The sequence below is a fragment of the Candidatus Sulfotelmatobacter sp. genome (assembly GCA_035504415.1).
Classification (GTDB): Bacteria; Vulcanimicrobiota; Vulcanimicrobiia; order Vulcanimicrobiales; family Vulcanimicrobiaceae; genus Vulcanimicrobium.
The window spans coordinates 198,403-223,350 of sequence record DATJRY010000010.1 but is presented as its reverse complement, the minus strand read 5'-3'; the positions used below and the strand labels follow the sequence as shown (position 1 = coordinate 223,350).

Genomic DNA, 24,948 nt, shown 5'->3' with positions numbered 1-24,948 from the left:
GCGGCAACGGACGTTTCCGGCAACGTACAGTCTGGACGGCCAGACCGCCCACCCCGCTTACGGCTTGGACGTGAGCGGAGGCGGCCTGCGTCTGTTGACCCGCGAGCCGCTGGCGACCGACGGCAAGAAACCGCTCTCGCTGGTCGCCGTGCTCGACGGACGACAGGTCCACCTCGAAGCCTACCCGCGCTGGAGCTCGCCGGTCGTCTCGGCCGGCGGCACGCGGTACCGCCACGGCTTGCGCACGACCTCGATCGCCGACGCCGATTGGGACTTCCTGATGCGGCTCGCGCTCGACGAGGCCGGAATCGCTCCCGGCAAAGCGCTCACCGACGAACAACGTGACCTGTTGCTGAGCGGGGACAAGCAGCAGCGCATCGCCGAGCAGTTGGCGGTGGCGGGACGCGTGACGTATCGGCGCGGACAGAAGCTGCCGGTTCTCGGCTACGCGTACGAGAGCTCGACCGTCCGCGACGGCGAACGCTGGTACGTGTTGACCGTGCGCAGCCAAACGTCGGAGACGGTGCTGGCGCGCGAGCATCGCACGCGCGTGTTGGCGGCGATCGAGAGCGACCAGGTTCGCGTCCTGCCCTGAGCCAACGTGGCGAGATGCCGCGCCGCGTCTCCGCTCTGATCGCCCTGCTGGCCGCGTTGGGGGCCGCTTCGGTCGCGCAAGCGCGCAGTCCGTGGCACGTCGGCACGCTGGCGGCCGGCCCGCTCGACGGGATCACCGACGTCCCGGGCGTGCGCGTCGGCGAGGTGACCAAGGTCGAGGGCAGCGACGTGCGCACCGGCGCGACCGGGATCATCCCCGACGCGGACATCTGGAACGATCGCGTCGCGGCCGCGCAGTGGACGCTCAACGGCAACGGCGAGATGAGCGGCTCGCATTGGGTCAACCAGTCCGGCTTCCTCGAGGTACCGATCGTCTTGACCGACACGCTCGACGTGGGCCGTGCCGACGACGGCGTCGTGTCGTGGCTGATCGCGCACCATCCCGACATCGGGATCCGCGACGACGTGCCGCTCCCGGTCGTCGCCGAGTGCGACGATCAGGGGATCAACGACATCGGCGGCCGTCACGTCCACGCCGAGGACGTCGTCGCGATGCTCGACGGCGCGAGCGGCGGCGACTTTCCGCGCGGCAACGTGGGCGCCGGAACCGGCATGCGCGCCTTCGGCTTCGCGGCCGGGATCGGGTCGGCGTCGCGCGTCCTGCCCAAGGATCTGGGCGGCTATACGGTCGGCGTGCTCGTCAACGCCAACACCGGCTCGCGCACCGAGCTGCAGATCGGCGGCGTGCCGATCGGACGCGTCTTCGCGCACGACTTGTTGCCGGTCTATCCACGGCGCGCCGGCTACGTCCCCACCCACGGGCGCGCGGCCGACGGCAGCATCATCGCCGTGGTTGCGACCGACGCGCCACTCGATCACCTGCGCTTGATCGATCTGGCCAAGCGGGTCGCGCTGGGCCTGGGACGCACCGGCGCGACCTCGCACGTGTCGAGCGGCGATCTGTTCTTCGCGTTCTCGACCACCCACCGCTACCCGCGCGCCGGCGGCATCGTCGGGCCGGCGCTCGTCACCGACGAGGATCAGGTCGACGCGCTGTTCGCCGCCACCGCCGACGCGACGGAGGAGGCGATCGACGACGCGCTGTTCAGCGCGCACACCGTGACCGGCCGCGGCGGCGTGACCTACTACAACCTGCCTTACTCGCGCGTCGCGCCGCTGCTGCCGCGGTAGCTCAGGATCGTCCCGCCGCGGCGCAGCATGTCGCGCAGCGCCGCGACGTCGCCCGCGTCGCGCGCCATCGCCGCGAAGGCGAGGTGCTCGCGCAGCGCGAGCGCGGCGGCGTCGCCGGCCGCTTCGCCTTCCTCGATCGTGGTCGGGATGACGCGCGCGCTGCCGGCGGCGATGTGGGTCGCGCTGATGGCGGGCGAGGCCAGCAGCACGTTGGCGAGATCGCGCGGGACCAGGGTGCCGAACGGGATGCCGTAGACGTGGCGCTCGGGTGCGTACGCCAGCTTGTCGCGCGCGTCGACCGGGTGCAGGTCGAGCGGATACGACGAGAGGCCGATCGTGTCGGTGGGGATCGTGCCGCCCCACACGTCGTCGGCCGTCAGCCGCTCGACGCCAGCGAAGTGCCGCGTCTCGCGCACGTAGAGCGCGTCCGCGAAGCGGCCGAGCTGCGCGTCGGCGAAACCCGGGATGCGCGTGCGCAGCCACGCGATCAGACGCGGTGCCTCGCGCTCGCTCAGCGCGCGCGCCCGCGCCAGGTCGGCGTCGGAGAGCGCGTCGACGCCCAGCACGTCGATCGCGTTGACGGTGACTTCGCCGTCGCTCTCGTGGCCCAGGTTGAGGTCGCGGACGACGACCTCCGGCGAACGCGGCACGTAGCGCGCCAGCAGCGCGGCGTAGCCCCAGGCGCGCCGCTCCACCGCGCCGCCGGCGCCGTCGCGCGCGACGTCGTAGCCGTCGACGACCTGCGCCCAGTCGACGCCGCGCAGGGTGAACATCAAGGTGACGGCCTGCATGCGCTCGTCGATCCCGGTGTCCTGACGGCCGAGGTCGAAGCGCGCGCCGGCCAGCGCCGCGACGTCGCCGTCGTCGGTCGCGTCGACGACGGTCGTGGCGTCGAGGGTGAACGTCGAGCCGTCGGGCCGGCGGAAGGTGACGGCCGAGACACGGCGGCCGGCCGGCGTCGGCTGCGCGCTCACCGCGATCACGCGGGCATCGCGGATCAGATGGATGCGCGGCTCGCCGGCGACCAGCGATGCGAACGCGTCCGCCGCCTGCTGCGGCGAGAACGCATCGCCCAGCGCCGCGTGGATCTCGTCGAAGAGGCCGCCTTGCACGACCCCCTCGCCGGCGGGGGCGACGTTGAGATCCCACTGGTCCATCATCGCGTCGGTCAGGACGCCGCCCAGCTCGGGCCGCGCCGCGACGAGCGCGACGTCGGCGCCGTGGCGTGCCGCGGCGACGGCTGCGGCGACGCCGGCCGGCGTTCCGCCGACCACCAGGACCGGCGCCGCGCCGGTCGCGCTCTGCGCGGCGGCCGGCGCGAGCGAGAACAACGAGAAGAAGACGGAGAGCGTAGCCGCCGCCCCGAGGACCTTGGAGATCATGGCTGTTCGAGAAACGCTGCGCGCCGCACGAACGGCGCCGCCACGCCGCGCCGCGACGCAAAACCTTACCGGTCCTTCATCCGGCTCTCATAGGCATCGGGGCCCCCGGCCGTGAAGTGCGGGCGTCGGCCGCGGAGAGGTGGCAGAGTGGTCGAATGCACTCGCTTGGAAAGCGAGCATACCGCAAGGTATCGGGAGTTCGAATCTCCCCCTCTCCGCCAGGAGCTCTTGCGCGAGCGCTACCGTCCCGAGCGCGTGCGCATGCTCTTCGTGGGCGAGTCGCCGCCGGCGTCGGGCCGATTCTTCTATCAGGCCGACTCGGGGCTGTACCGGGCGATCCGCGAGACGTTCGTCCTCGCTGCGCCCGCGCTCGCCGCCGGCGAGTTCCTGGCCGCCTTTCGCGAGCTCGGGTGCTACCTCGTCGACCTGTGCGCCGAGCCGGTCGACCGGCTGACTGCGGCGGAACGGCGGCGGGCGCACCGCGCCGGTGAGGGCGCGCTTGCGCGCACGATCGAGCAGCTGCGCCCGCAGGCGATCGTGACGCTGTTGCGGTCGATCGACGCGAACGTCGCGCGCGCCGTCGATGCGGCCGGCTGGCACGGCCAACGCGTCACCGTCTCGTATCCCGGCCGGTGGGTGCACCACCGCCGCGCGTTCAGCGCGGTTGTGATCCCGATGGTTCGGCGGATCGCGATCCGGGCAGCGCCGACTACGCTGGGTCGAGAAAGCGCACTGCTGCCAGAATCGAGCGACTGAGGGTCAGATGCGCGCCGGATGCCAGATCGTCTTGACCTCGGTGTGGACGAGGACGCGCTGCAGGTCGTCGTAGTCGGCGCTGAACCAGCGCGCGCGCTCGGGCGTGGGTTCGAAGCGGGTGCGCTTGACGTTCTCGGCGCCCAGCACGCCGAGCGTGTTGGCGGCCTCCTCGCTCAGGCCGAAGGCCAACAGCGCGTTGACGTCCATGTGGCCGGCGAGGACGGGGCCCAGCTCCGCCGCCAGTCCGGTGAGCACGTTGCAGGCGCCGGCGGGCAGATCGCTGGTGGCCAGGCACTCGGCGAAGACGATCGCGGTGCGCGGATCGCGCGCGCTGGCGACGGCGACGACCGCGTTGCCGCTGACCAGCGCCGGAACCACCGCGGTGACCAGTCCCAGCAGGGCCGGCTCGTCGGGCGCGATCACGGCGACGACGCCGGTCGGCTCGGTGGTCGAGAAGTTGAAGTGCGGGCCCGCGACCGGATTGCGGGTCGACGCGAGGGCGACGTACTTGTCGCACCAGCCGGCGTACCAGACGGTGCGGTCGATCGCGGCGGCGACCTCCGCCGCGGCGCCGTCCGGGTCGACCGTCCCGCCGCGCACCAGCTGCGCCGCCAGCTCGGCGCCACGCGCTTCCATCATCTCGGCGAGCCGGTAGAGGACCAGACCGCGCAGCGCGGGCGACTGCGCGCCCCACGCCGCGGTCCCCGCGCGCGCGGCGACGACGGCGTCGCGCACGTCCTTGCGCGAAGCGTGCGCGACGTTCTCGCCGTCGACGGCGTCGCTGCGACCGGACTCGCTCCGCGCGAACGCCCCGTTCACGTAGAGCTTGTACATCTTGCGGATCGCAACGCGCCCGTCGTGGTCGTCCATCGGCGATGGACTTCCGGCCGGCGCGTGCGCGGCCTGCCTATGCGAGCCGGTCGGCGCGCTCGGCGGACCACGGGTCGCGCCGGCGATTGAGTCCGCGGTGCGTGTCGCACGCGCTCAGGCCGCAGCGCCCTTCCTCTTCGCGGGCGGCGCAGCCGCACGTCCAGCGATGCTCGTCGACGGTCGGCCGATTGCGGTGCGTGTAGGAGAAGGTCCGGGCCGGTTTGCCCAAGACCGACGCCAAGAACTTGAAGGAGTGGTCGTCGTAACCCACTGGACGTCATCCCCTCTGGTAGTTCCGCGGAGCACCCATCATATGCCGAACGTTCCGAACGAGCAAGCGGTCCGCTTCCTGGGGCTCGATCTGGCCTGGTCCGAGCGCAACGGCTCCGGCCTGGCTGCCCTGGACGGCAACGGTAGGCTGATCGAGGCGCGGGTCGAGCGCTGGGACAACGCGGCGATCGGCGCGTGGATCGTCGGCCTGCTGGCCGGGCGCGCCGGCGCGATCGCGATCGACATGCCGACCATCGTGCGTAACCGCGAGGGCAGCCGTGCGTGCGAGCGGGACCTCGGCCGCGACTTTCACCGTCACCAGGCGGGCGCGCACCCGGCGAACTTGCGGCGCTTCGCCGGGCCCGGCCGTGCGCACCGGCTGCTCGCGGAGCTGGCGCGCGACGGCGTCGTCCACACGCGCGACGTCGAGCCGTTCGACCGGCGTGCGGTGGCGTTCGAGGTCTATCCGCATCCGGCGATGATCCGGCTGTTCGGCCTCTGCACGACGATCAAGTACAAGAAGAAGAACCGGCCGTGGCCGTCGGTGCTCGCGGAGTGGGGACGGTATCGCCGTCACCTCGCGACCCTGGCGAGCGCAGATCCGCCGCTCGTGCTCGACGACGCGTTGCTCGCGGACGAGCCGCAGCGCGAACGGTACAAGAGCTGGGACGATCGGATCGACGGGGTGTTCTGCGCTTACCTTGCTGCGTGGGTCTGGCGCCATGGCACCACCGGCGGCAAGGTGTGTACCTACGGCGCGCTGCGCGACGGGGTCGATCACGGGCACATCTTGGTGCCGAACCCGACCGGCGTTCACGCGGGACACCACTGCTCGGCCGCCTTGCTTGCTTGAGGCCGGTGGTAAATCGGGTATCCTTGCCCCGTGGCCACAAAGACGACGAACGGTCAACCTTTTTTGACCGACATCAAAGAGTTGCGTGAACGCGCTCGCAAGGAACTCGAGAAGGGCGCGATCACGGACAACTACGAGCTCGATCCCAAACAGGCGATCGGGCTGCTGCAGGGTGCGCTCGCGACCGAGATCGTCTGCGTCCTGCGCTACACGATGCACTATATCGCCGCGACCGGCATCGCGAGCGACGGACCCAAAGACGAGTTCGAAGAGCACGCCAACGACGAGCGCCGGCACATGCACCTCATCGCTGAGCGCATCAATCAGCTCGGCGGGACGCCGAACCTCGATCCCGACGGGCTGGCGATGCGCTCGGCCACCGAGTACGGCGCGAGCGACCTCGACCTGGTCGCGATGCTCAAGGAGAACCTGGTCGCGGAGCGGATCGCGGTCGAACACTACCGCGACCTGATCCGGTTCTTCGGCGAGAAGGACCCGACCACGCGGGTCATGCTCGAGGGGATTCTGGCGCAGGAGGAAGATCACGCCAACGACATGCACGACCTGCTGGTCGCGCACGAAGGAAGGCCGATGCTGCCCCGGGACTAGTCCCGTGTGCGCCTGATCTGCGTCCGCCACGGACAGACGGCCTGGAACGCCGAGCGGCGATTCCAGGGCCATAGCGACATCCCGCTCGACGAGGTGGGCCGTGCGCAAGCGCACGGCCTCGCCGTGTCGCTGCGCGACGAGCCGATCGACCTGGCCGTCTCGAGCGACCTGAGCCGCGCCGTCGAGACGGCGCGCATCGTGCTGGGCGATCGTGACGTCCCACTGCGCCTCGACGCGGCGTGGCGCGAGATGCGCTTCGGCCGGTGGGAAGGGCTGACGTGGGACCAGATCGTCGCCGCCAACCCGGAGCTGGCGATGGACGAGGTCACCCCGCGCACCTACGCCGCGCGCGGCGGCGAGTCGTTCGAGCAGCTCTGCGAGCGCGTCGCCGGCGCCGTCGCCGTCGTGCAGGGCGCGCTCTCGCCGGTCGGCACCGCGCTGGTCGCGACGCACGCGGGGCCGTTGCACGCGCTCTTGCGCGTGCTGCTCGGCGAAGCACGGAGCCTCGCGTTGCAGGTGCGCTTCGCGCCCGCCTCGCTGACCCGCTTCGACTACGACGGCGAACGGTGGTCGCTGGGCGCGCTCAACGAGACGGCGGTGGCGCCGTGACGCTGCAAGCGTGGCGCGGGGCGATCGCCGCCCCCGATCCGGCGCTCGCGGCGGCGGCGCGCGAGCGGATCGACAACCTGACCAAACCGCTGGGCAGCTTGGGCGAGATCGAGGAGCTCGGCGTGCAGCTGTGCGCGATCGCGGGCGCGGTCCCGCCGCCGCACGCGTTCGAGCGCCGCGCGGTGCTGGTCGGAGCCGGTGATCACGGCGTCGCGATCGAGGGCGTGAGCGCGTATCCGCCCGAGGTCACGCCGCAGATGGTCGGCGGCTTCCTGGCCGAGATCGCCGCGATCAACGCGTTCGCGCGCGCGGTGCGCGCCGAGGTCTACGTCGCCGACTTCGGGGTGCGCACGCCGTTCGCGGCACACCCGCGCTTGATCGAGGTGCGCTGCGGTCCGGGAACCGCCAACCTCGCCCACGAGCCGGCGATCGGCTACGACGCCGTCGCGCGCGTGCTCGACGCGGGCGCCGCGGCCTTCGCCGCGCTGCGGGAGCGCGCGGCGTTCGACGTGCTCGCGCTGGGCGAGATGGGGATCGCCAACACGACCGCGGCGGCCGCCATCGTCGCCGCCTGCACCGGTGCGCCGGTCGCGCAGGTCGTCGGGCGCGGCACCGGCATCGACGACGCGCGCTTGGCCGTCAAGCGCGCCGTCGTCGAGCGCGCGCTGGCGCGCGTCGACACGACCGACGTCGTCTCGATCGCGGCCGAGCTGGGCGGCTTCGAGATCGTCGGACTGGCGGGCGTGATCTTGAGCGCGGCACGCGCGCGCATCCCGGTCGTGCTGGACGGTTTCATCGTGTCGGCGGCCGCGCTGCTCGCGCAGCGCATCGCGCCCAACGCGCTCGCGTACTGCATCGCCGCGCACCGCTCGCAGGAACCCGGCCACGCGATCGCGCTGGCGGCGCTGCGGTTGGAGCCGCTGCTCGATCTGCGCCTGCGCCTGGGCGAAGGCAGCGGCGCCGCGCTGGCCCTCCCGCTGGTCGAAGCGGCGGCACGGATGGTGCGCGAGATGAAGACGTTCGCCGAGGCCGGCGTGGCCGAAAAAGAATCCGAGGCGTGAACGGGCTGCGCGACGCGTTCGGGTACTTCACCATCGTCCCGGTCGGCGACGTCGACGCCCCCGACGCGCGCGCCCTGGTGTGGTTGCCGCTCGTCGGGGCGGTCGTCGGCGCGGTCGCGGGCGGTGCCGCGTACGGGGTGGCGCGCGTCGCGCCGCCGGCGCTCGCCCTGGCCGTCGCGTTCGCGCTGCCGATCCTGCTGACCGGCGCGCTGCACGTCGACGGATTCCTCGACGGATGCGACGCGTTCTTCGCCAGCGTTCCGGCGGCGCGACGCCTGGAGATCCTGCGCGACCCGCGGCACGGCACCTACGCGCTGGCCGGCGGCGCGATCGCGGCCGCGTTCTGGATCGCGGCGGTGAGCTGCATCGCGCCGGCCCGGCTCGCGCTCGCGCTGGCCTGCGCCGGCGCCAGCGCGCGACTGGGCGCGATCTCGCTGGCGCGGTTCGTGCCCTACGGCCGGGCCGGCGAGCCCGCGCCCGCGCTGCGCGGGCGGCCGTCGATCATCGGCCTGACCATCGGACTGGTCTTCGTTCTGTGCGTGGGGGCGGCGATGGGCGTGCGCGGCGCGATCATCGTTCCGGCGGCGCTCGCGTTCGCGGTGCTGGCCGGGCTCTTCGCGCGCCGGCAGCTGGGCGGCGGATTGACCGGCGATGCGTACGGGTTCAGCATCGTCGTCGCCGAAGTAGCCGGGCTCGTCGCGTTCGCCGTCTAACCTCCACCGTCGCACCGCATTCCGAGAGGAGCTTCCCGTGGCCGTCACCGGCTTGGCGTTCATCATGTATCCCGTCACCGACATGGACCGTTCGGTCGCGTTCTACCGCGATCAGATCGGCATCGCCCCGACCGACGTCGCGTCGAGCTTCTGGACGGAGTTCGACGTCGACGGCCAGACGTTCGGGATCGGCACCTTCGAACAAGTCGGCACGCCGGGCACCGGCAACGCGCTCGCGCTCGAGGTGGACGACATCGCGGCGGCGCACGGGCGCTTGGCCGAGCGCGGCGTCGAGATCACCGACCCGCACGAGTTGCCGGCCTGCTGGATTTCGATGGTGCGCGACCCCGACGGAAATCAGGTTTGGCTGCATCAGCGCAAGCCGCGGGGCTGAGCGCGGCGCTCAGGTCGCGGCCGCGCTCCGGTATGCGGCGAGCACGTCGGCGCGGCTGATGACGCCGGCGAACGTACCGTCGGCGCCCAGCACCGGCACCAGCGGGATCGCCGGATCGACCAGCAGATCGGCGGCGCGTTCGAGCGGTTCGTCGTCGCCGATCGAGACGCTCGGCGCGGGCAAGAGCGAGGTGACGTGGCGGTTCGGGTCGCGCGCGGCCGCTTCGGCCAGCGTGCGCGCGTCGAGCACCCCCAACAGCCGGCCGTCCTCGACGACGACGGCCGCTCCGATCCCGGGCGGCATGCGTGCCAGCAGCGCGGCGAGCGTTTCGTCCGGCGCGGCGACCGCGCCGTCGCTGTTCGCGATGCTGCCGGCGCGCACGTGCGCGAGCGCGCGCGGCCGGCGCACGCGTTGCCAATCGATGCCGCGCCGCAGCAGCTTCATCTCGTAGACGGTCGCGCCGAGCAGCCGGCGGCCCAGGATCGTCGCGATCACGGTCGCGATCATCAGCGGCAAGATGATCGTGTAGTCGTACGACATCTCGAAGACGATGGTGATGGCGGTGATCGGCGCCTCGGCCGCCGCGGCGAACAGCGCGGCCATGGCGACCAAACCGTAGGCGGCCGGCGAGGCGGTCCAGGCCGGGAACACGGTGTGCACGATGCGGCCGAACGCGTCGCCCAACATTGCCCCGGTGAACAGCGAGGGCGCGAAGACGCCGCCGCTGCCGCCCGCCGCGAGCGTGAGCGAGGTGGCGATCGGCTTGGCGAGCGCGAGCGCGAACGCGCGCCCCAAGCCGACGTGGCCGTCCAGGACGTGCTGCATCGCCTCGTAGCCGACGCCGAGGATCTGCGGCACGGCGACGCCGAGCAGCCCGACCAGCGCGAAGCCGCACGCACCCTTGAGCGCGGCGGGCGCGTGGATGCGGTCGGCGAAGTCTTCGCAGGCGTACAGCCCGCGCACGAACAGCGCGGCCCAGACCGCGCACAGCACGCCGAGCAGCGCGTAGAGCCACAGCTCGCGCGGCGAGACGAGCGCGAAGCCGGCCGCGTCGAACGAGGGGCGATCGCCGAGCTGCGCCCGTCCGACGACGGCCGCGACGACGCTGGCGACGACGACGACGGCGAACGAGCGCGGTGCGAACTCGCCCAAGATCACTTCGCTGGCGAAGAAGACGCCGCCGATCGGCGCGTTGAACGTCGCCGAGATGCCGGCGGCCGCGCCGCACGCGACCAGCGTGCGCACGACCGGCGCGGGCGCGCGCACCCACTGCCCGAGGACGGAACCGATCGTGCTGCCGATCTGCACGATCGGACCCTCGCGGCCGGCCGCGCCGCCGAAACCGATCGTCGTCGCCGAGCACAGCGCCTTGATGAGGATGATGCGCGGGCGGATGATGCCGCCGCGCAGCGCGACCGCGGCCATCACTTCGGGGACGCCGTGCCCGCGCGCCTCGGGCGCGAAGCGCGCCGCCACCCAGGCGGCGGCCGCACCGCCGACGGCGAGCGTGACGACCAGCGCCCAGCGGCCCAACCCGTGGGCGAGGAACTGCGTGAGCTGGCCCGCGGCGTTGGTCTCGAGCGCGATCAAGGCGCGGAAGAGGACGGCGCCCTCACCGCCCCCCAGCCCGACCAGCAGTGCCGCGACGAGCAGATACGTGCTCTGCGGGATCCGCAGCGGTCCGACGCGGAGCTCGTATCCGCGCGCGGCCTGACGATAGGCGATCGAGGGGAGGGTCGCGGAAAGGCGCACCCGCGTTCGTTCCCGCCGCGTGCGGCGTCACCCGCCCAGGGCCGGCGAGGCGCGCGCCTGGACCGCGGGGAAGCGGGAGCGGGTGAGCCTCGAGACCCGCCAAAATCGCTTGGTGCTGCCGCTGGGCGAGCGGGCGCCCGACGAGATCAACGTCATCGTCGAGATTCCCAGCGGCGCGCGCAACAAGTACGAGTACGACAAGCAGCTCGACATCTTCCGACTCGACCGCGCGCTGCACTCGCCGATCTTCTATCCCGGCGACTACGGCTTCGCGCCGCGCACGCTGGCGCTCGACGGCGATCCGCTCGACGTGCTGATCCTGGTCTCGGAGCCGACCTTCAGCGGCTGCCTGGTCGCGGCGCGCCCGATCGGCCTGTTGGCGATGGTCGACGACGGCAAGCCCGACGACAAGGTGCTGGCCGTTCCGGTCGGCGAGCCCGAGTACGCCGACGTACACAACTACTCACAGATCTTCCCGCACCAGCTGCGCAAGATCCAGCACTTCTTCGAGACCTACAAGCTGCTCGAAGGCAAGCACACGACGGTTGGGGGCTGGGACGATGCCGCCGCCGCGCGCCGGATCATCACCGAAGCCGCGCAGCGTTTCGATGCCGGCAGCTGAGAACGGGCTGGCGTGACGGGTCTCGGTAGTGACGTTACCGACGGTCAGATGAAGACGCGCCGCCGATTCAGATGGCGCAGAAACGCGAGCAGCGCCCGTTGTGGAGCGGACGAGAACGACGTACGCTAATAGGGTTTTCCGGTGGCCCAGCGACTGGGGCTGCCCATTCCACGGTCATTCTGAATCCAAGGTCGCGGGGGGTTCCAGCATCCCGGGCCGGCTCCCGTTCCCGCAGTCGGCGCCCATACGGCGTTACAGCCGGGGTCGTTCAGAACCTGATAGCCAGGAATAATCCCTGTGCACGGTCCGAGCCGCGCATTGAAAACGATCAGCTGGCTTACCGACTTCCCAATGACCACAAATCGTAGCGTTGGCGAATGGACATAGTGCCGGATACTATTGATCATCGCGAGATCTGACGCAGTGAGGCGCGGAACACCAGGACGCCCCGCGTCACCTATTTTGTAGCTTATCGGGCCATATTGCCGACCGTCGATCAGGCACGCAATACCATGCCGAACAGAGCGTGATTCCACGAGCGGCGGATGGGAGCCCAGTCTGGTAGTTGGTTCATGAACCGTCGCGCAATTTACAGTTAGCGCTACCCCTGCTACGCCACTTGCAAGCTGAAGCACGCGTCTCGGACTCCCTGTCACTTCGCGATCGCGTCGGCGAAGAGCTCGGCGGTGTCGACCAGCCGCGGACCGGGACGGTTGACGAACGCGTTGCCGTCGATGGTGTGCACGTTCGCGCCGAGCGTCGCGCGCTCGCCGGGCGGGATCGCCGCCAGCGCCGCTTCCGTGCGCGGCAGGTCGAAGCCGCAGGGCGCGACGATCGTGACCTCGGGCTGCGCCGCCGCGATGGCGTCCCAGCTCAGGACGCGGCTGTTCGCGCCGGGATCGGCCAGGATCGGTTCGCCGCCGGCCAGCTCGACCAGACCCGGCGTCCAGTGCCCGCCGCTCATCGGCGGGTCCGTCCACTCGAGCACCAGGGTGCGCGGGCGGCGGCGGCCGGCGACCCGTGCGCGCAACGCGTCGACCCGCGCGCGCAGCTGCGCGAGCAGCGCGGCCGCGGCGTCTCGGCGATCGGTCAGCTCGCCGAGAAACGCGATGGTCGCGAACACGTCCTCGAGCGACGAGGGCTCGAGCGAGACCACGCGCGGGTCGCCGCGCAGTCGTTTGGCCGCGCGGTCGACGATCTCGTAGGAGACCGCGCAGACCGCACACAGCTCCTGGGTCACGATCAGGTCGGGCTCCAGCGCTGCCAAGCGCGCGTCGTCGAGGCCGTAGAGCGACGAGCCGGCGTGGACCTTGGCCCGCACGTGACGGTCGATCCCCGCCGCGTCGAGGTCCTGCGGCAGCAGCGACGACGTCAGCGCCGGCAGGGCGCGGGCCGGTTCGGGGAAGTCGCACTCGTGCGTGACGCCGACGACCAGCTCGCCGGCCCCGATCCCGAAAAGAATTTCCGTCGCGCTGGGGAGCAAGCTGACGACGCGCATCCCCAGCGGGTTCGCCGGAGCCAGGCTCCGAATCCCCGGCCCTCGTGGAGAAGATCACCGTCAAGAACCCCGTCGTCGAGCTCGACGGCGACGAGATGACCCGCATCATCTGGGCCTTCATCAAAGAGAAGCTGATCCTGCCGTACTTGAACGTCGACCTCAAGTACTACGATTTGGGGATCGAGCACCGCGACGCCACCAACGACCAGGTGACCCTGGACGCGGCGCGCGCGATCAAGCAGTACGGCGTCGGCGTCAAGTGCGCGACGATCACCCCCGACGAGGCGCGGGTCGAGGAATTCCACCTCAAGCAGATGTGGAAGTCGCCCAACGGCACGATTCGCAACGAGCTGGACGGCACGGTCTTTCGCGAGCCGATCATCTGCCGCAACGTGCCGCGCCTGGTGCCCGGCTGGACGCAGCCGATCGTCATCGGCCGCCACGCCTTCGGCGATCAGTACCGCGCGACCGATTTCGTGGTGCCCGGCGCCGGCAAGCTGACGGTGACCTTCACGCCCGCCGACGGCTCGGCGCCGATCGAGCGCGAGGTCTTCCAGTTCAAGGGCGGCGGCGTCGCGCTCACGATGTACAACGTCGACGAGTCGATCCGCGGCTTCGCGCGCGCCAGCCTCAACTATGGCCTGCTGCGCAACTGGCCGGTCTATCTCTCGACCAAGAACACGATCCTCAAGGCCTATGACGGGCGCTTCAAGGACATCTTCCAGCAGGTCTTCGACGAAGAGTTCAAGGCCGAGTTCGACAAGCGCGGCTTGACCTACGAGCACCGCCTGATCGACGACATGGTCGCGGCCGCGCTCAAGTGGAACGGCGCGTTCGTGTGGGCCTGCAAGAACTACGACGGCGACGTGCAGTCGGACATCGTCGCGCAGGGCTTCGGGTCGCTCGGACTGATGACGTCGGTGCTGACCTCGCCGGACGGCAAGACGGTCGAAGCCGAGGCCGCCCACGGCACCGTCACGCGTCACTATCGCGAGCACCAGAAGGGCCGCGAGACCTCGACCAACCCGATCGCCTCGATCTTCGCTTGGACGCGCGGGCTCGCGCACCGCGGCAAGGTCGACCAGACGCCCGAGGTGGTGCGTTTCGCCGAGACGCTGGAGAAGGTGTGCATCCACACGGTCGAGGCCGGCAAGATGACCAAGGACCTCGCGCTGCTGATCGGGCCCGACCAGCCCTGGCTGACGACCACCCAGTTCCTCGACGCGCTCGACACCGAGCTGCGCGCGCGCATGGACGCCTCGACCGCGAGCACGCCCGCGGCCGTGTGATCAGCGGTGCGATGAACGCGGAAGAGACGCTCGGGATCCTCGTGGGCGGCGGACCCGCCCCGGGGATCAACGGCGTCATCGCCTCGGCGACGATCGAGGCGCGCAACCACGGGCTGCGCGTCATCGGCATCTACGAAGGCTACCGTCATCTCGTCGCCGGCGACACCACCCACGTGAAGGAGCTGGAGATCGACACGGTCTCCCGGCTCCACTTCACCGGCGGCTCGTATCTGCGCACCTCGCGCACCAATCCCGCCGCCGACCCCGAGTCGCTCAAGCGCTGCATCCACTCGCTCGACGTGCTCGGCGTGCGCTACCTGATCACGATCGGCGGCGACGACACGACGTACGGCGCCACCCGCATCGCCGCCGAGACGCGTGGGCGGATCGGCGTCGCGACGGTCCCGAAGACGATCGACAACGACCTGCCCTTGCCCGACAACGCGCCGACGTTCGGGTTCGAAACCGCGCGCGCCGTCGGCTCGGCGATCGTCGAGAACCTGATGGAGGACGCGCGCACGGCGCAGCGCTGGTATCTCGCCGTCACCATGGGGCGCAAGTCCGGCGCGCTGGCGCTGGGGATCTGCAAGGCCGCCGGCGCGACGCTCGCCGTCATCCCCGAAGAGTTCGGCGCCGGGCCGATCCCGCTCGACGACGTCGTCGACACGATCGTCGGCTCGATCGTCAAACGGCTGGCCATCGGCGCCGATCACGGCGTGGCCGTCATCGCCGAAGGCTTGGCCGAGCGGATCGCGCCCGAAGAGCTGGCGGCCGTCTCGAGCGTGTCGCGCGACGCGTACGGGCACGTGCGCCTGGCGGACGTCCCGCTCGGCGCGGTGCTGCGCGACGCGACCCGCGCGCGCCTGCGCGAGCTGGGGCTGGACACGACCGTGGTGCCCAAGGACATCGGCTACGAGCTGCGCAGCGCAAAGCCGATCCCGTTCGATGCGGAATATACGCGCACGCTCGGTTACGGCGCGGTGCGCTATCTGATGAACGGCGGCAGCGGCGCGCTGATCGCGCTTGCCGGCGGCCGCATCGTCCCGGTCACGCTCGACGAGATGCTCGACCCGCAGACCGGCCGCATCCGCGTGCGGCTGGTCGACGTCACGACCGAGTCGTTCGAGGTCGCGCGCTCGTACATGATCCGCCTGGAACCGGAAGATCTGCAAGAGCCGCGGCTCTCACGGCTGGCGGCGCGTACGGCGATGAGCGCCGAAACGTTCGCCGAGCGCTTCGGACGCGTCCTGAGGAGGTAGGAGTTGGTCACGTTCGGACGGTCGATCGTCGCCTCGTGCTGTGCCGCGCTCGCGCTGGGCGCGACGGGCATCCCGGCGCGCGCGAGTCTGGCCGACGCGCTGACCCCGTTCGCGCTCAACTATCGCCAGAACATCGATCAGACGTGCGACCAAGCGCGCCAGGACGCCGATCGGTTCGCGGCGCGCCAGGGAGCGGCGAGCGCCGCCGAGGCGCACGCGGCGACGCGAGCCTTCCTGGATTGCGCGGCGGCCGGCGCGGTCGAGCAGACACGGCTCAACCGCTACTTTCTGATGGCCGGCGCCGCCGAGCTGCTGGCCGCCGAGCGCGAAACCGGCGAGGCGGCGATTGCCTCGCGCCGCAACGCGATCGCGATTCTCCAGCCGCTGCTGGCCGATCCGCAAGTGTCTTTCAACGAAGCCTATCGCAACGCGCCGGCGGCGAACGGCGAGAACGCGATCGTTCCGATCGTCGAAGAATTCGGCCCGTTCCGGCCGCGGCGGTCTCCCAGCGTGCTCGCACCGACCGCCGCGAATTTGATCGACATCGCCCGCGCCGGCGTCCCCGCGCCGGCGCCGACGGCGCGGCCGGCGTCGAACTAGACCAGCGCGGGCACCGCAGCCCGATAGTAGACCTCGCCGGCGAACAAGCGGCGTGCGGTGCGGTAGACCGTCGCCGAGGGCACCCGCAGCGCGCCGGCCTCGGCGCGCACGTCGGCGGCGACGATGATGGTGCCCGACGGGTGCGCGATGCGCAGCGGCGCGTCCGGCGCGGTGGCGCGCGCCAAGGCGTGCGCGATGCTGCCCGGCACCCGCGCGGCGACCGCCAAGCACAGCGCGCCCGTCAGCGGGATCGCGCGGTGGGGTTGCCCGACCGAGATCGTGCGCGCGACGACGTCGGCGTCGTCGGCACGGAGCGTGCGTCCGTCGAGCAGGCGCGTCGCGCGCGGCGCCGACAGCATCGCGATCTTCGGGATGCTGACGATCCGTGCCGCTGCGGCGTGGTCGGGAGCGAGTCCCATCGCGACCGCGGCGCTGCGGCGGATCGCTTCGAGTCGGGCCAGCAAGGCGGCGTCGCGCTCCAGCTCAGCCGGCAACTCCTCGCCGCGCGCGCCGACGTCGGCGGCGGCGACGTGGACGAACGGATTGCCGGCGTCGATCAGGGTCGCGCGCACGGCGCCGACGCCGGGAACGTCGAGGACGTCGGTCGCGTGGCCGCTCGGCAGCAGCGCACCGGTCTTCGCGCCGGCCGGATCGAGGAAGTCGAGGCGGATCGGCGCCGCCGTGCCGGCGACGCCGTCGAGCGCCAACGTGCCGTCGACCGCGCTGCGCCCGTCTTCGAGTGGGAAGCGCGCCACGAACACTCTGCCGGTGTTGGTGTTGTGCACGCGTACCGTCGCCTCGTCGCCGGGCGGCAGCGGTACGAGCCCTTCGTCGATCGCGAACGGACCGATCGCCGAGGACATGTTGCCGCACGTTCCCGCATAGTCCACCGACGCCGCATCGATCGCGATTTGCGCGAAGGTGAAGTCGACGTCCGCGTCCGCGCGGCTCGGCGGCCCGACGACGCAGACTTTCGAGAGCGACGAGAGGCCGCCGCCCATTCCGTCGAGCTGTCGTCCGTTGGGATCGGGCGACCCCATCGCCGCCAGGAAGATCGCGTCCCATGCGCCGCGGTCCGCCGGCAGATCGGCGGCGCGGAACACGAGCGCCTTGCTGGTCCCGCCGCGCATGAACGTCGCACGAACGCTTCGCAGGCTCATCGCTGCTCGCGCTTCGCGCGCCGCGCGCGCTCCGTCCTGCGGCCCGAGCAGGTCAGGCAAGCGATGGCCGGGTGAGAATCGTAAGGGAAACGAAAAGGGAGGAAAGTTTCCTCACGTCTCTGAAGGGCTGGCGTCACCTGGTATACCGTATACCACAGAAGGAGGGCTCGACGGCCGCGATGGCCATGTTGGGTTTGGGAGCGCTTGGATCGGAGATCAGCGTCGCCGACCGCGTCTACGAGGCGATTCACGATGCCATCACCAGCGCCAACCTCTACGAGATCGACGAGGCGGACCTGCGCTTGGACGAGCGACAGCTCGCGGCGCGCCTCGGCGTGAGCCGGACCCCCGTGCGCGAAGCGCTCGGGCGGCTGGAGCACGAGGGCTTGGTCCGCAGCGTCCCTCGGCGCGGGTACTACATCGTTCGCAAGAGCAAAGCGGAGCTGGTCGAGATCATCCTCGTCTGGGCCGCGCTCGAGAGCATGGCCGCTCGCCTGGTCGCACAACGCGCGACCGACGACGCGATTCGCTCGCTGCGCACGATCTTCGCGACCTTCGACGGCGAGCGCCTCGCCGCGCAGCTCGACGAGTACTCCGAGGCCAACCTCACCTTCCACGCGCGGATCATCGAGCTCGCGGGCTGCGACCCGCTGGAGAAGACGGCGGAGGGAATCTTCGTCCACGTCCGTTCGATCCGGCATCGGACCATCGGCGAGAACAAGCGCTTCGAGCGCTCGATCGTCGACCACATGCACATCATCGAGGCGCTCGAGCGCCGCGATGCGGAGCTGGCGGAGCAGCTCGTTCGCGACCACGCCCTGGCGCTGGCCGCACACGTCGACGCGAACGACAACGACCTCTGATCACCCTTTCCCCTTCGAGACGGAGAGCCGGAATGGCCCAGACCCTACCAATCGCCGGTGAGTTGCCCAAACTCGACGCCGAGCGACCTGCCGATGCGACGATTTCCGGCGGCCATTTGGTCGCCAAAGCGCTGAAGAACGAAGGTATCGACGTCATCTTCTCGCTGTGCGGCGGCCACATCATCGACATCTACGACGGCTGCGAGTCGGAAGGCATCAAGATCATCGACGTGCGCCACGAGCAGGTGGCCGCGCACGCGGCCGACGGCTACGCGCGCGTCAGCGGCAAGCCCGGCTGCGCGGTCGTCACCGCCGGCCCCGGCACGACCAACGCGGTGACCGGTGTCGCCAACGCCTTCCGTGCCGAGAGCCCGTTCCTGCTGATCGGCGGTCAGGGTGCGCTCAATCAGAAGAACATGGGCTCGCTGCAGGATCTGCCGCACGTCGAGATCATGAAGCCGATCACCAAGTTCGCCTCGAGCGTCGTGACGACGGAGCGCGTCGCCGACATGTGCTCGATGGCATTCCGCGAGGCGCACAACGGCTCGTTCGGTCCCGCGTATCTGGAGATCGGCCGCGACATCCTCGACGGGCACGTCCCGCTCAAGAACGCGGTGATCCCGCAGCCCGGCCACTATCGCGCCTCGACCAAGTCGATCGGCGATCCCGCCGACGTGCAGAAGCTGGCCGACATCCTGGCCAAGGCGCAGCGCCCGGCGATCCTGTTCGGGCAGCAGACCTGGACCTGCCGCGCCGGCGAACAAGCGCGCGCCCTGGCCCGCACCTACAACATTCCGGCCTTCATGAACGGCGCCGGCCGCGGCACCTTCGTGCCCGGCGACCCGCACGGCTTCCAGCTCACGCGCGGCTACGCGTTCGGCAAGGCCGACGTCATCGTCATCGTCGGCACGCCGTTCGATTTCCGCATGAGCTACGGCAAGCGCCTCAAGGCGCCGACCGTCGTGCAGATCGACATGGGCTATCAGACCGTCGGCAAGAACCGCGACATCTCGCTGGGGCTGGTCGGCGACGTCGGCGCCATCTTGGGCGCCGTGCTGCAAGCCGCGCCGTCGAACCTCAAGGAGAGCGCGAAGGGGCGCCAGGCCTGGATCGACGAGCTGCGCGCCGAGGAGAAGAAGCTCAGCGACGAGCGGCTGCCGAAGATCACCAACGACGCGACGCCCATCCACCCGCTGCGGCTCGGCTACGAGATCAACGAGTTCCTGACCGAGAACACGCGTTTCATCGGCGACGGCGGCGACGTGGTCACCTGCGCCGGCGGGATCGTGCAGCCCAAGGGCGAGGGCTTGTGGATGGACCCCGGTCCGCTCGGCACGCTCGGCGTGGGCGTCTCGTTCGCGATGGCCTCGAAGTTCGCCGAGCCGGAGCGCGAAGTGGTCTGCCTGTTCGGCGACGGCACCTTCGGGATGACCGGCTGGGACATCCAGACCGCCAACCGCTTCGATCTGCCGTTCATCGGCATCATCGGCAACAACTCGTTCATGAACCAGATCCGCGCCGGACAGATCATGAAGTACGGCAAGGAGAAGGGCGACGTCGGCAACTACCTGGGCGACGTCGACTTCGAGAAGTTCGCGCAGATGTTCGGCGGCTACGGTGAGGCGGTACGCGATCCCAAGGAGATCGGTCCGGCGCTGCAGCGCGCGCGTGAAGCGGTCAACTCGACGCGCAAGGTGGCGCTGATCAACGTTTGGATCGACCCCAACGAGTTCGCGCCGGGGACGATGAACCAGACGATGTACAAGTAGGCCGCGCACCATGGCGACCAACGGTTCCCCCAACGGCGCGTCCCCGCGCAAGGCGCTCGACGGCATCAAGGTCCTGGACATGACCCACGTCCAGGCCGGGCCGTCGTGCACGCAGATCCTCGCCTGGCTCGGCGCCGACGTCATCAAGGTCGAGCTGCCGGGCCGCGGCGACATCACCCGCGGCCAGCTGCGCGACGTGCCGAACGTCGACAGCCTGTACTTCACGATGCTCAACGGCAACAAGCGGAGCATCACCCTGAACACCAAGACGCCCGACGGCAAGGCGATCTTCACCAAGCTGATCGAGCACTGCGACGTCCTGGTCGAGAACTTCGGCCCGGGCGTGCTCGACCGGCAGGGCTTTCCCTGGGAGAAGATCCGCGAGCTCAATCCGCGGATGATCTACGCCTCGATCAAAGGCTTCGGTCCCGGCAAGTTCGAGGACTTCAAGGCGTACGAGACCGTCGCGCAGGCGATGGGCGGCTCGATGAGCACGACCGGCTGGGAGGACGGCCCACCGACCTCGACCGGCGCGCAGATCGGCGACTCGGGGAGCGGCATCCACATGGTCGCCGCGATCCTGGCCGCACTCTTCCAGCGCACGCACAGCGGTCGCGGCCAGCGCGTCAGCGTCGCGATGCAGGACGCCGTGCTCAATCTGGTCCGCGTCAAGATACGCGATCAGCAGCGTTTGGCGCACGGGCCGCTCAACGAGTACCCGAACAAAGAGTTCGGCGACTTCGTCCCGCGTTCGGGGAACGCGTCGGGCGGCGGACAACCGGGCGCGGCGCTGCGCTGCAAGCCGGGCGGCCCCAACGACTACGTCTACGTGATCATCCAGCCGCCGGTGTGGGCGCCGCTGGCCAAGCTCATCGGCCGCGACGAGTTGGTCGAACACCCGGAGTACGCCACGCCCGAAGCACGCCTCAAGCACCTCGACGAGGTGTTCGGCGTGATCGAGCAGTGGACGCAAACGCTCACCAAGCACGAAGTGCTGGATCAGCTCAACTCGATCGACGTCCCGTGCGGACCGATCTTGAGCACCAAAGACCTCATCGAAGACGAATCGCTGCGCGCGCGCGGCATGATCGCCGAGGTCGAGCACCCCGAACGCGGGACGTACGTCACCGTCGGCTGTCCGCTCAACCTGTCGGACACTCCGGTCGAGGTGAAGCGTTCACCACTGCTCGGCGAGCACAACGAACAGATCCTCAAAGAAATCGGCTGGACCGGCAACGGCGTCCAGGAACTCCAAGCCGCCGGCGTCCTGTAGGAGGCACCCTTACCATGCTGCTCGAGCGCACCTCGCGCGACCAAGCTGCGGTTCGCGCTGTTCTCGATCGCGTCAAAGCCGAGAAGCGCGATGCGCTCTCGGCCCCCGAAGCGAAGACCGTCGCCGACGCGTACGGCATCCCCGTCCCGCAGGAAGGGCTCGCGACCTCGCCCGACGAGGCCGCGAAGCTGGCCGAGAAGCTCGGCTTTCCGGTCGTCCTGAAGATCGTCTCGCCCGACATCCTGCACAAGACCGAGGCGGGCGGCGTGCTGGTCGGCGTCGCCGACGCGGCGGCCGCGCGCGCCGGCTACGAGACGATCGTCGCCAACGCCAAGAAGTACAAGGCCGACGCGACGATCACCGGCGTGCAGGTGCAGCAGATGCTGCCGACCGGCGCGCAAGAAGTGATCGTCGGCGCCGTCACCGATCCCAGCTTCGGTAAGCTGGTCGCCTTCGGGCTGGGCGGCGTGCTGGTCGAGGTCCTCAAGGACGTCACCTTCCGGCTCGCGCCGGCCACCCGGGAGGACGCGCTCTCGATGCTCGACGGCATCCAAGCGGCGCAGATGCTGACCGGCGTGCGCGGCTCCGAGCCCGTCGACCGCGAGACGCTGGCGAACATCATCGAAAGCGTCTCACAGCTCGTCACCGACTTCCCCGAGATCAGCGAGGTCGACCTCAACCCGGTCTTCGCGACGGCCAAGGGCGCGACCGCGGTCGACGTGCGCATCCTGGTCGACTTCAACCCGGCACCGCCCCGCTATCGGCCCAGCCAAGACGAGATCGTCACCGCGATGAACCGCATCATGCGGCCGGACGCGGTCGCGGTGATCGGCGCGTCGGGGGAAGACGGCAAGATCGGCAACTCGGTGATGAAGAACCTCATCAACGGGGGCTATCAGGGCAAGATCTATCCGATCAACCCCAAAGCCGACGAGATCCTCGGCCTCAAGGCGTACAAGTCCGTCAAGGACATCCCGGGCGAGGTCGACGTCGCGATCTTCGCGATCCCGGCGCAGTTCGTCGCCGCCGCGCTGACCGAAGTCGGCGAGAAGAAGATCCCCGGCGCGGTGCTGATTCCCTCGGGTTTCGCCGAGACCGGCAACGTCGAAGGTCAGCTCGAGATCCAGGCCATCGGGCGCAAGTACAACGTGCGCTTGATGGGCCCCAACATCTACGGCTTCTACTACACGCCCAAGAACCTGTGCGCGACCTTCTGCACCGCGTACGACGTCAAGGGCCACGTCGCGCTCTCCTCGCAGAGCGGGGGCGTCGGCATGGCGATCGTCGGCTTCAGCCGCTCGGCGAAGATGGGTGTCTCGGCCATCGTCGGCTTGGGCAACAAGTCCGACATCGACGAAGACGACCTGCTGACGTTCTTCGAGCAGGACGACGCGACCCAGGCGATCGCGATGCACATGGAAGACCTCAAGGACGGCCGCTCCTTCGCCGACGTCGCCAAGCGCGTCTCGAAGAAGAAGCCGGTCATCGTCCTCAAGGCCGGCCGCACCTCGCTCGGCGCGCGCGCGGCCAGCTCGCACACCGGCGCGCTGGCCGGCAACGACAAGGTCTACGACGACGTGCTGCGCCAGAGCGGCGTCATCCGCGCCCGCGGCCTCAACGAGATGCTGGCGTTCGCGCGCGCGGTGCCGATCCTGCCGACGCCCAAGGGCGAGAACGTCGTGATCATCACCGGCGCCGGCGGTTCGGGCGTGCTGCTCTCCGACTCGTGCGTCGACGCCGGCCTCTCCCTGATGAAGTTCCCGGACGACCTCGACGAGGCGTTCAAGAAGTTCATCCCGCCGTTCGGCGCGTCGGGCAATCCGGTCGACATCACCGGGGGCGAACCGCCGAAGACGTATCAGAACACGGTCCGCCTCGGCCTCGAGGACGACCGCATTCACGCCCTCATCCTGGGCTACTGGCACACGATCGTGACGCCGCCGATGGTGTTCGCGAAGGTCATCACCGAGGTCGTCGAGGAGCTGCGGGCCAAGGGCATCAACAAGCCCGTCGTCGCTTCGCTGGCCGGCGACGTCGAGGTCGAGGAAGCCTCGGAGTACCTGTTCGACCACGGCATCCCGGCGTATCCGTACAACTGCGAGACGCCGGTCCTGGCGCTGGGCGCCAAGTACAAGTGGGCCCGCGGCGCGGGACTCTTGTAGTCGCGCTCGCACGGAGCCGAAACGAAGAACGCCCCCGGCCGGAGCCGGGGGCGTTCTTTGTTCGGGTCGGTCCGAGCGCTAGCGAGCAGGAGCTGCGCCGGCCGCACCGAGCACGGGCGAGGGAGACGCTTCGGACGCCACCGCGCGTTCGCGCATCGGCTTGAGGACGCCCAAGGCGAGCGCGGCGACGATGATGTTGAACGCGACCAGCACGCCCAGGATCGCCGACCACGAACCGGTCGAGGCGTAGATCAGGCTCGCGATCGGAACGACGAACGACGCCGTTCCCTTCGCGGTGTAGAGCAGCCCCGAGTTCGTGGTCGCGTACTTCGTGCCGAACAGGTCGGTGCAGCTGGCGGGGAACAGGCTGTAGATCTCACCCGACGCGAGGAACGTCGCGGCGGCGCAGATGATGAACAGCGCCGGGTTGTGCGCCGCGAAGATCAGGCCCAGCAACCCAAGAGCCTCGCACGTGAACGCGATCGCCATCGTCGCTTCACGCCCGATGCGGTCGGATATCCAGCCGAACAAGATGCGGCTGCCGCCGTTGGTGAGGTTGTCGATGACGAGTGCCAGCGGCAGGATCGCCGCGACGCCGTAGTCGCCCGCCATCGGCGCGACCTGCGCGGTGACGAACAAGAGGCCCGTCGCGATCATCGTCATCATGATGTAGAGCAAGTAGAACGAGGGGCTGGAGAGCATCTGCAGCGGCGTGTAGCTGTTCTTGCGTTGCCGCGCGAGCGCGCCGCCGTTGACCGGCGTCACCGCGACGATCTCTTCTTGGCGCGGGAAGGCCAAGAACGCGGCGATGATCAGGACGACCACGCCCTGGGCGATGCCGAAGGTTTGGAAGGCGGCCTGGTAGCCGGCCGTCTTGTCGTGGATCATGTGGGCGATCGGAATGACCGTCAGCGCGGCGCCGGCGCCGAAGCCGGCCGCCGTCAGGCCGACCGCGAGGCCGCGCTTGTCGGGGAACCACTTCACCGCGACCCCGACCATCGTGCCGTAGACCAGACCGGCGCCGATGCCGCTGAGCGCCTCACCGGTCAGCAGCCCGCCGATGCTGCCGGCGTGCGCGTTGACGATCCACCCGGCGGCGACCAGGATGCCGGCGAGCGCGACCATCGGCTTGGGGCCGAAACGGTCGGCGAACCAGCCGTTGAACGGCACGATCCAGGTCTCGAACAGGACGAACAGCGTGAAGGCGGACTGGACCGCGGCCTTCGTCCAATGGTGGCCGCCGTTCTGGGTCGCATCGGTCAGCGGTTTGACGAACAAGGTCCAACCGTACTGAAGGTTGGCGATGCAGATCATCGCGAGGACGGCCAACGCGAGCTGGAGCCATCGGTTGCGCAAGGGTGAGGAGTCAGTCAAAGCGTTTTCCTCCGTCGCGGTAACTGCGCGCTGCAGCAACTTTCTTACACTTGGACAAAAGTCT

Annotated in this window: 24 protein-coding genes and 1 tRNA gene; 18 read left to right on the top strand and 7 right to left on the bottom strand. The window is 70.0% G+C overall.

Annotated features, from left to right (window positions below; translation table 11 throughout):
• The first annotated feature begins 70 nt into the window (after positions 1 to 70).
• Together VMD91_05955 and VMD91_05950 are read left to right on the top strand one after the other, a co-directional pair.
• The gene (locus VMD91_05955) at positions 71 to 595 is read left to right on the top strand and encodes a hypothetical protein (GenBank protein HTW83591.1); all 525 of its coding nucleotides are present in this window, start codon (positions 71 to 73) and stop codon (positions 593 to 595) included.
• A 14-nt stretch (positions 596 to 609) separates the two neighbouring features.
• Positions 610 to 1,746, top strand: a complete 1,137-nt coding sequence (locus tag VMD91_05950; GenBank protein ID HTW83590.1) for a P1 family peptidase — start codon at positions 610 to 612, stop codon at positions 1,744 to 1,746.
• On the opposite strand, the gene VMD91_05945 is transcribed toward VMD91_05950, so the two are convergent.
• Positions 1,713 to 3,128, bottom strand: coding sequence for an FAD-dependent oxidoreductase (locus tag VMD91_05945; GenBank protein ID HTW83589.1), 1,416 nt, complete (start codon positions 3,126 to 3,128; stop codon positions 1,713 to 1,715). The two genes, VMD91_05950 and VMD91_05945, sit on opposite strands and share 34 nt — an antisense overlap.
• Before the next feature lie 133 nt (positions 3,129 to 3,261).
• On the opposite strand from VMD91_05945, the gene VMD91_05940 reads away from it, so the two are divergent.
• Positions 3,262 to 3,349, top strand: a tRNA-Ser gene (locus VMD91_05940).
• 7 nt (positions 3,350 to 3,356) lie between these two features.
• Positions 3,357 to 3,884, top strand: coding sequence for a uracil-DNA glycosylase family protein (locus tag VMD91_05935; protein ID HTW83588.1), 528 nt, complete (start codon positions 3,357 to 3,359; stop codon positions 3,882 to 3,884).
• 3 nt (positions 3,885 to 3,887) lie between these two features.
• Here the strand turns inward: VMD91_05935 and VMD91_05930 are convergent, their stop codons facing one another.
• Positions 3,888 to 4,754 carry an aldehyde dehydrogenase family protein gene (locus tag VMD91_05930; protein HTW83587.1) on the bottom strand — a complete coding sequence of 289 codons (867 nt, stop codon included), beginning with the start codon at positions 4,752 to 4,754 and terminating at the stop codon, positions 3,888 to 3,890.
• Between the two features lie 37 nt (positions 4,755 to 4,791).
• On the bottom strand, positions 4,792 to 5,025 hold the full coding sequence (locus tag VMD91_05925; GenBank protein HTW83586.1) for a hypothetical protein: 234 nt from the start codon (positions 5,023 to 5,025) through the stop codon (positions 4,792 to 4,794).
• 42 nt (positions 5,026 to 5,067) lie between these two features.
• Here VMD91_05925 and VMD91_05920 point away from each other — a divergent pair, with 42 nt between their 5' ends.
• From VMD91_05920 to VMD91_05895, 6 genes are all read left to right on the top strand, one after another.
• On the top strand, positions 5,068 to 5,877 hold the full coding sequence (locus tag VMD91_05920; protein HTW83585.1) for a DUF429 domain-containing protein: 810 nt from the start codon (positions 5,068 to 5,070) through the stop codon (positions 5,875 to 5,877).
• Positions 5,878 to 5,958: 81 nt separating this feature from the next.
• A complete protein-coding gene (locus VMD91_05915; GenBank protein ID HTW83584.1) occupies positions 5,959 to 6,486 on the top strand; it encodes a ferritin-like domain-containing protein in 528 nt (175 codons plus the stop codon).
• Between the two features lie 6 nt (positions 6,487 to 6,492).
• Positions 6,493 to 7,095: a histidine phosphatase family protein gene (locus tag VMD91_05910; protein ID HTW83583.1), complete on the top strand. Its 603-nt coding sequence runs from the start codon at positions 6,493 to 6,495 to the stop codon at positions 7,093 to 7,095.
• On the top strand, positions 7,092 to 8,156 hold the full coding sequence (cobT, locus tag VMD91_05905; GenBank protein HTW83582.1) for a nicotinate-nucleotide--dimethylbenzimidazole phosphoribosyltransferase: 1,065 nt from the start codon (positions 7,092 to 7,094) through the stop codon (positions 8,154 to 8,156). Before VMD91_05910 ends, cobT begins: the two co-directional genes overlap by 4 nt.
• Positions 8,153 to 8,869, top strand: coding sequence for an adenosylcobinamide-GDP ribazoletransferase (locus VMD91_05900; GenBank protein ID HTW83581.1), 717 nt, complete (start codon positions 8,153 to 8,155; stop codon positions 8,867 to 8,869). Before cobT ends, VMD91_05900 begins: the two co-directional genes overlap by 4 nt.
• A gap of 37 nt (positions 8,870 to 8,906) precedes the next feature.
• Complete coding sequence (locus VMD91_05895) at positions 8,907 to 9,263, top strand: VOC family protein (GenBank protein HTW83580.1); 357 nt, start codon at positions 8,907 to 8,909, stop codon at positions 9,261 to 9,263.
• 9 nt (positions 9,264 to 9,272) lie between these two features.
• On the opposite strand, the gene VMD91_05890 is transcribed toward VMD91_05895, so the two are convergent.
• Complete coding sequence (locus VMD91_05890) at positions 9,273 to 11,015, bottom strand: chloride channel protein (GenBank protein HTW83579.1); 1,743 nt, start codon at positions 11,013 to 11,015, stop codon at positions 9,273 to 9,275.
• Positions 11,016 to 11,097: 82 nt separating this feature from the next.
• Between VMD91_05890 and VMD91_05885 the strand changes: the two genes are divergently transcribed.
• Complete coding sequence (locus VMD91_05885) at positions 11,098 to 11,637, top strand: inorganic diphosphatase (GenBank protein ID HTW83578.1); 540 nt, start codon at positions 11,098 to 11,100, stop codon at positions 11,635 to 11,637.
• Positions 11,638 to 12,289: 652 nt separating this feature from the next.
• Here VMD91_05885 and VMD91_05880 read toward each other — a convergent pair.
• Positions 12,290 to 13,135 (bottom strand): ABC transporter substrate-binding protein, encoded by an 846-nt coding sequence (locus tag VMD91_05880; protein ID HTW83577.1) that lies wholly within the window; start codon positions 13,133 to 13,135, stop codon positions 12,290 to 12,292.
• A gap of 44 nt (positions 13,136 to 13,179) precedes the next feature.
• Between VMD91_05880 and VMD91_05875 the strand changes: the two genes are divergently transcribed.
• The 3 genes from VMD91_05875 to VMD91_05865 are packed head-to-tail and all read left to right on the top strand — an operon-like array spanning position 13,180 to position 16,283.
• Positions 13,180 to 14,424: an NADP-dependent isocitrate dehydrogenase gene (locus VMD91_05875; protein ID HTW83576.1), complete on the top strand. Its 1,245-nt coding sequence runs from the start codon at positions 13,180 to 13,182 to the stop codon at positions 14,422 to 14,424.
• Positions 14,421 to 15,683, top strand: a complete 1,263-nt coding sequence (pfp, locus tag VMD91_05870; protein HTW83575.1) for a diphosphate--fructose-6-phosphate 1-phosphotransferase — start codon at positions 14,421 to 14,423, stop codon at positions 15,681 to 15,683. The genes VMD91_05875 and pfp overlap by 4 nt, the downstream gene beginning before the upstream one ends.
• A gap of 3 nt (positions 15,684 to 15,686) precedes the next feature.
• Positions 15,687 to 16,283 carry a hypothetical protein gene (locus VMD91_05865; GenBank protein ID HTW83574.1) on the top strand — a complete coding sequence of 199 codons (597 nt, stop codon included), beginning with the start codon at positions 15,687 to 15,689 and terminating at the stop codon, positions 16,281 to 16,283.
• Here the strand turns inward: VMD91_05865 and VMD91_05860 are convergent.
• Positions 16,280 to 17,443, bottom strand: a complete 1,164-nt coding sequence (locus VMD91_05860) for a PrpF domain-containing protein (GenBank protein HTW83573.1) — start codon at positions 17,441 to 17,443, stop codon at positions 16,280 to 16,282. The genes VMD91_05865 and VMD91_05860 overlap by 4 nt on opposite strands.
• 185 nt (positions 17,444 to 17,628) lie before the next feature.
• Here VMD91_05860 and VMD91_05855 point away from each other — a divergent pair, with 185 nt between their 5' ends.
• The 4 genes from VMD91_05855 (at position 17,629) to VMD91_05840 (ending at position 23,510) form a co-directional block, all read left to right on the top strand.
• Positions 17,629 to 18,306 carry a GntR family transcriptional regulator gene (locus VMD91_05855; GenBank protein ID HTW83572.1) on the top strand — a complete coding sequence of 226 codons (678 nt, stop codon included), beginning with the start codon at positions 17,629 to 17,631 and terminating at the stop codon, positions 18,304 to 18,306.
• Between the two features lie 62 nt (positions 18,307 to 18,368).
• Positions 18,369 to 20,075 carry a thiamine pyrophosphate-binding protein gene (locus VMD91_05850; protein HTW83571.1) on the top strand — a complete coding sequence of 569 codons (1,707 nt, stop codon included), beginning with the start codon at positions 18,369 to 18,371 and terminating at the stop codon, positions 20,073 to 20,075.
• 10 nt (positions 20,076 to 20,085) lie between these two features.
• Entirely contained in the window at positions 20,086 to 21,348 is a 1,263-nt protein-coding gene (frc, locus tag VMD91_05845) for a formyl-CoA transferase (GenBank protein ID HTW83570.1), read from the top strand.
• A gap of 14 nt (positions 21,349 to 21,362) precedes the next feature.
• Positions 21,363 to 23,510, top strand: a complete 2,148-nt coding sequence (locus VMD91_05840; protein HTW83569.1) for an acetate--CoA ligase family protein — start codon at positions 21,363 to 21,365, stop codon at positions 23,508 to 23,510.
• A 78-nt stretch (positions 23,511 to 23,588) separates the two neighbouring features.
• On the opposite strand, the gene oxlT is transcribed toward VMD91_05840, so the two are convergent.
• The gene (gene oxlT / locus VMD91_05835) at positions 23,589 to 24,884 is read right to left on the bottom strand and encodes an oxalate/formate MFS antiporter (protein ID HTW83568.1); all 1,296 of its coding nucleotides are present in this window, start codon (positions 24,882 to 24,884) and stop codon (positions 23,589 to 23,591) included.
• Positions 24,885 to 24,948: the final 64 nt, after the last annotated feature.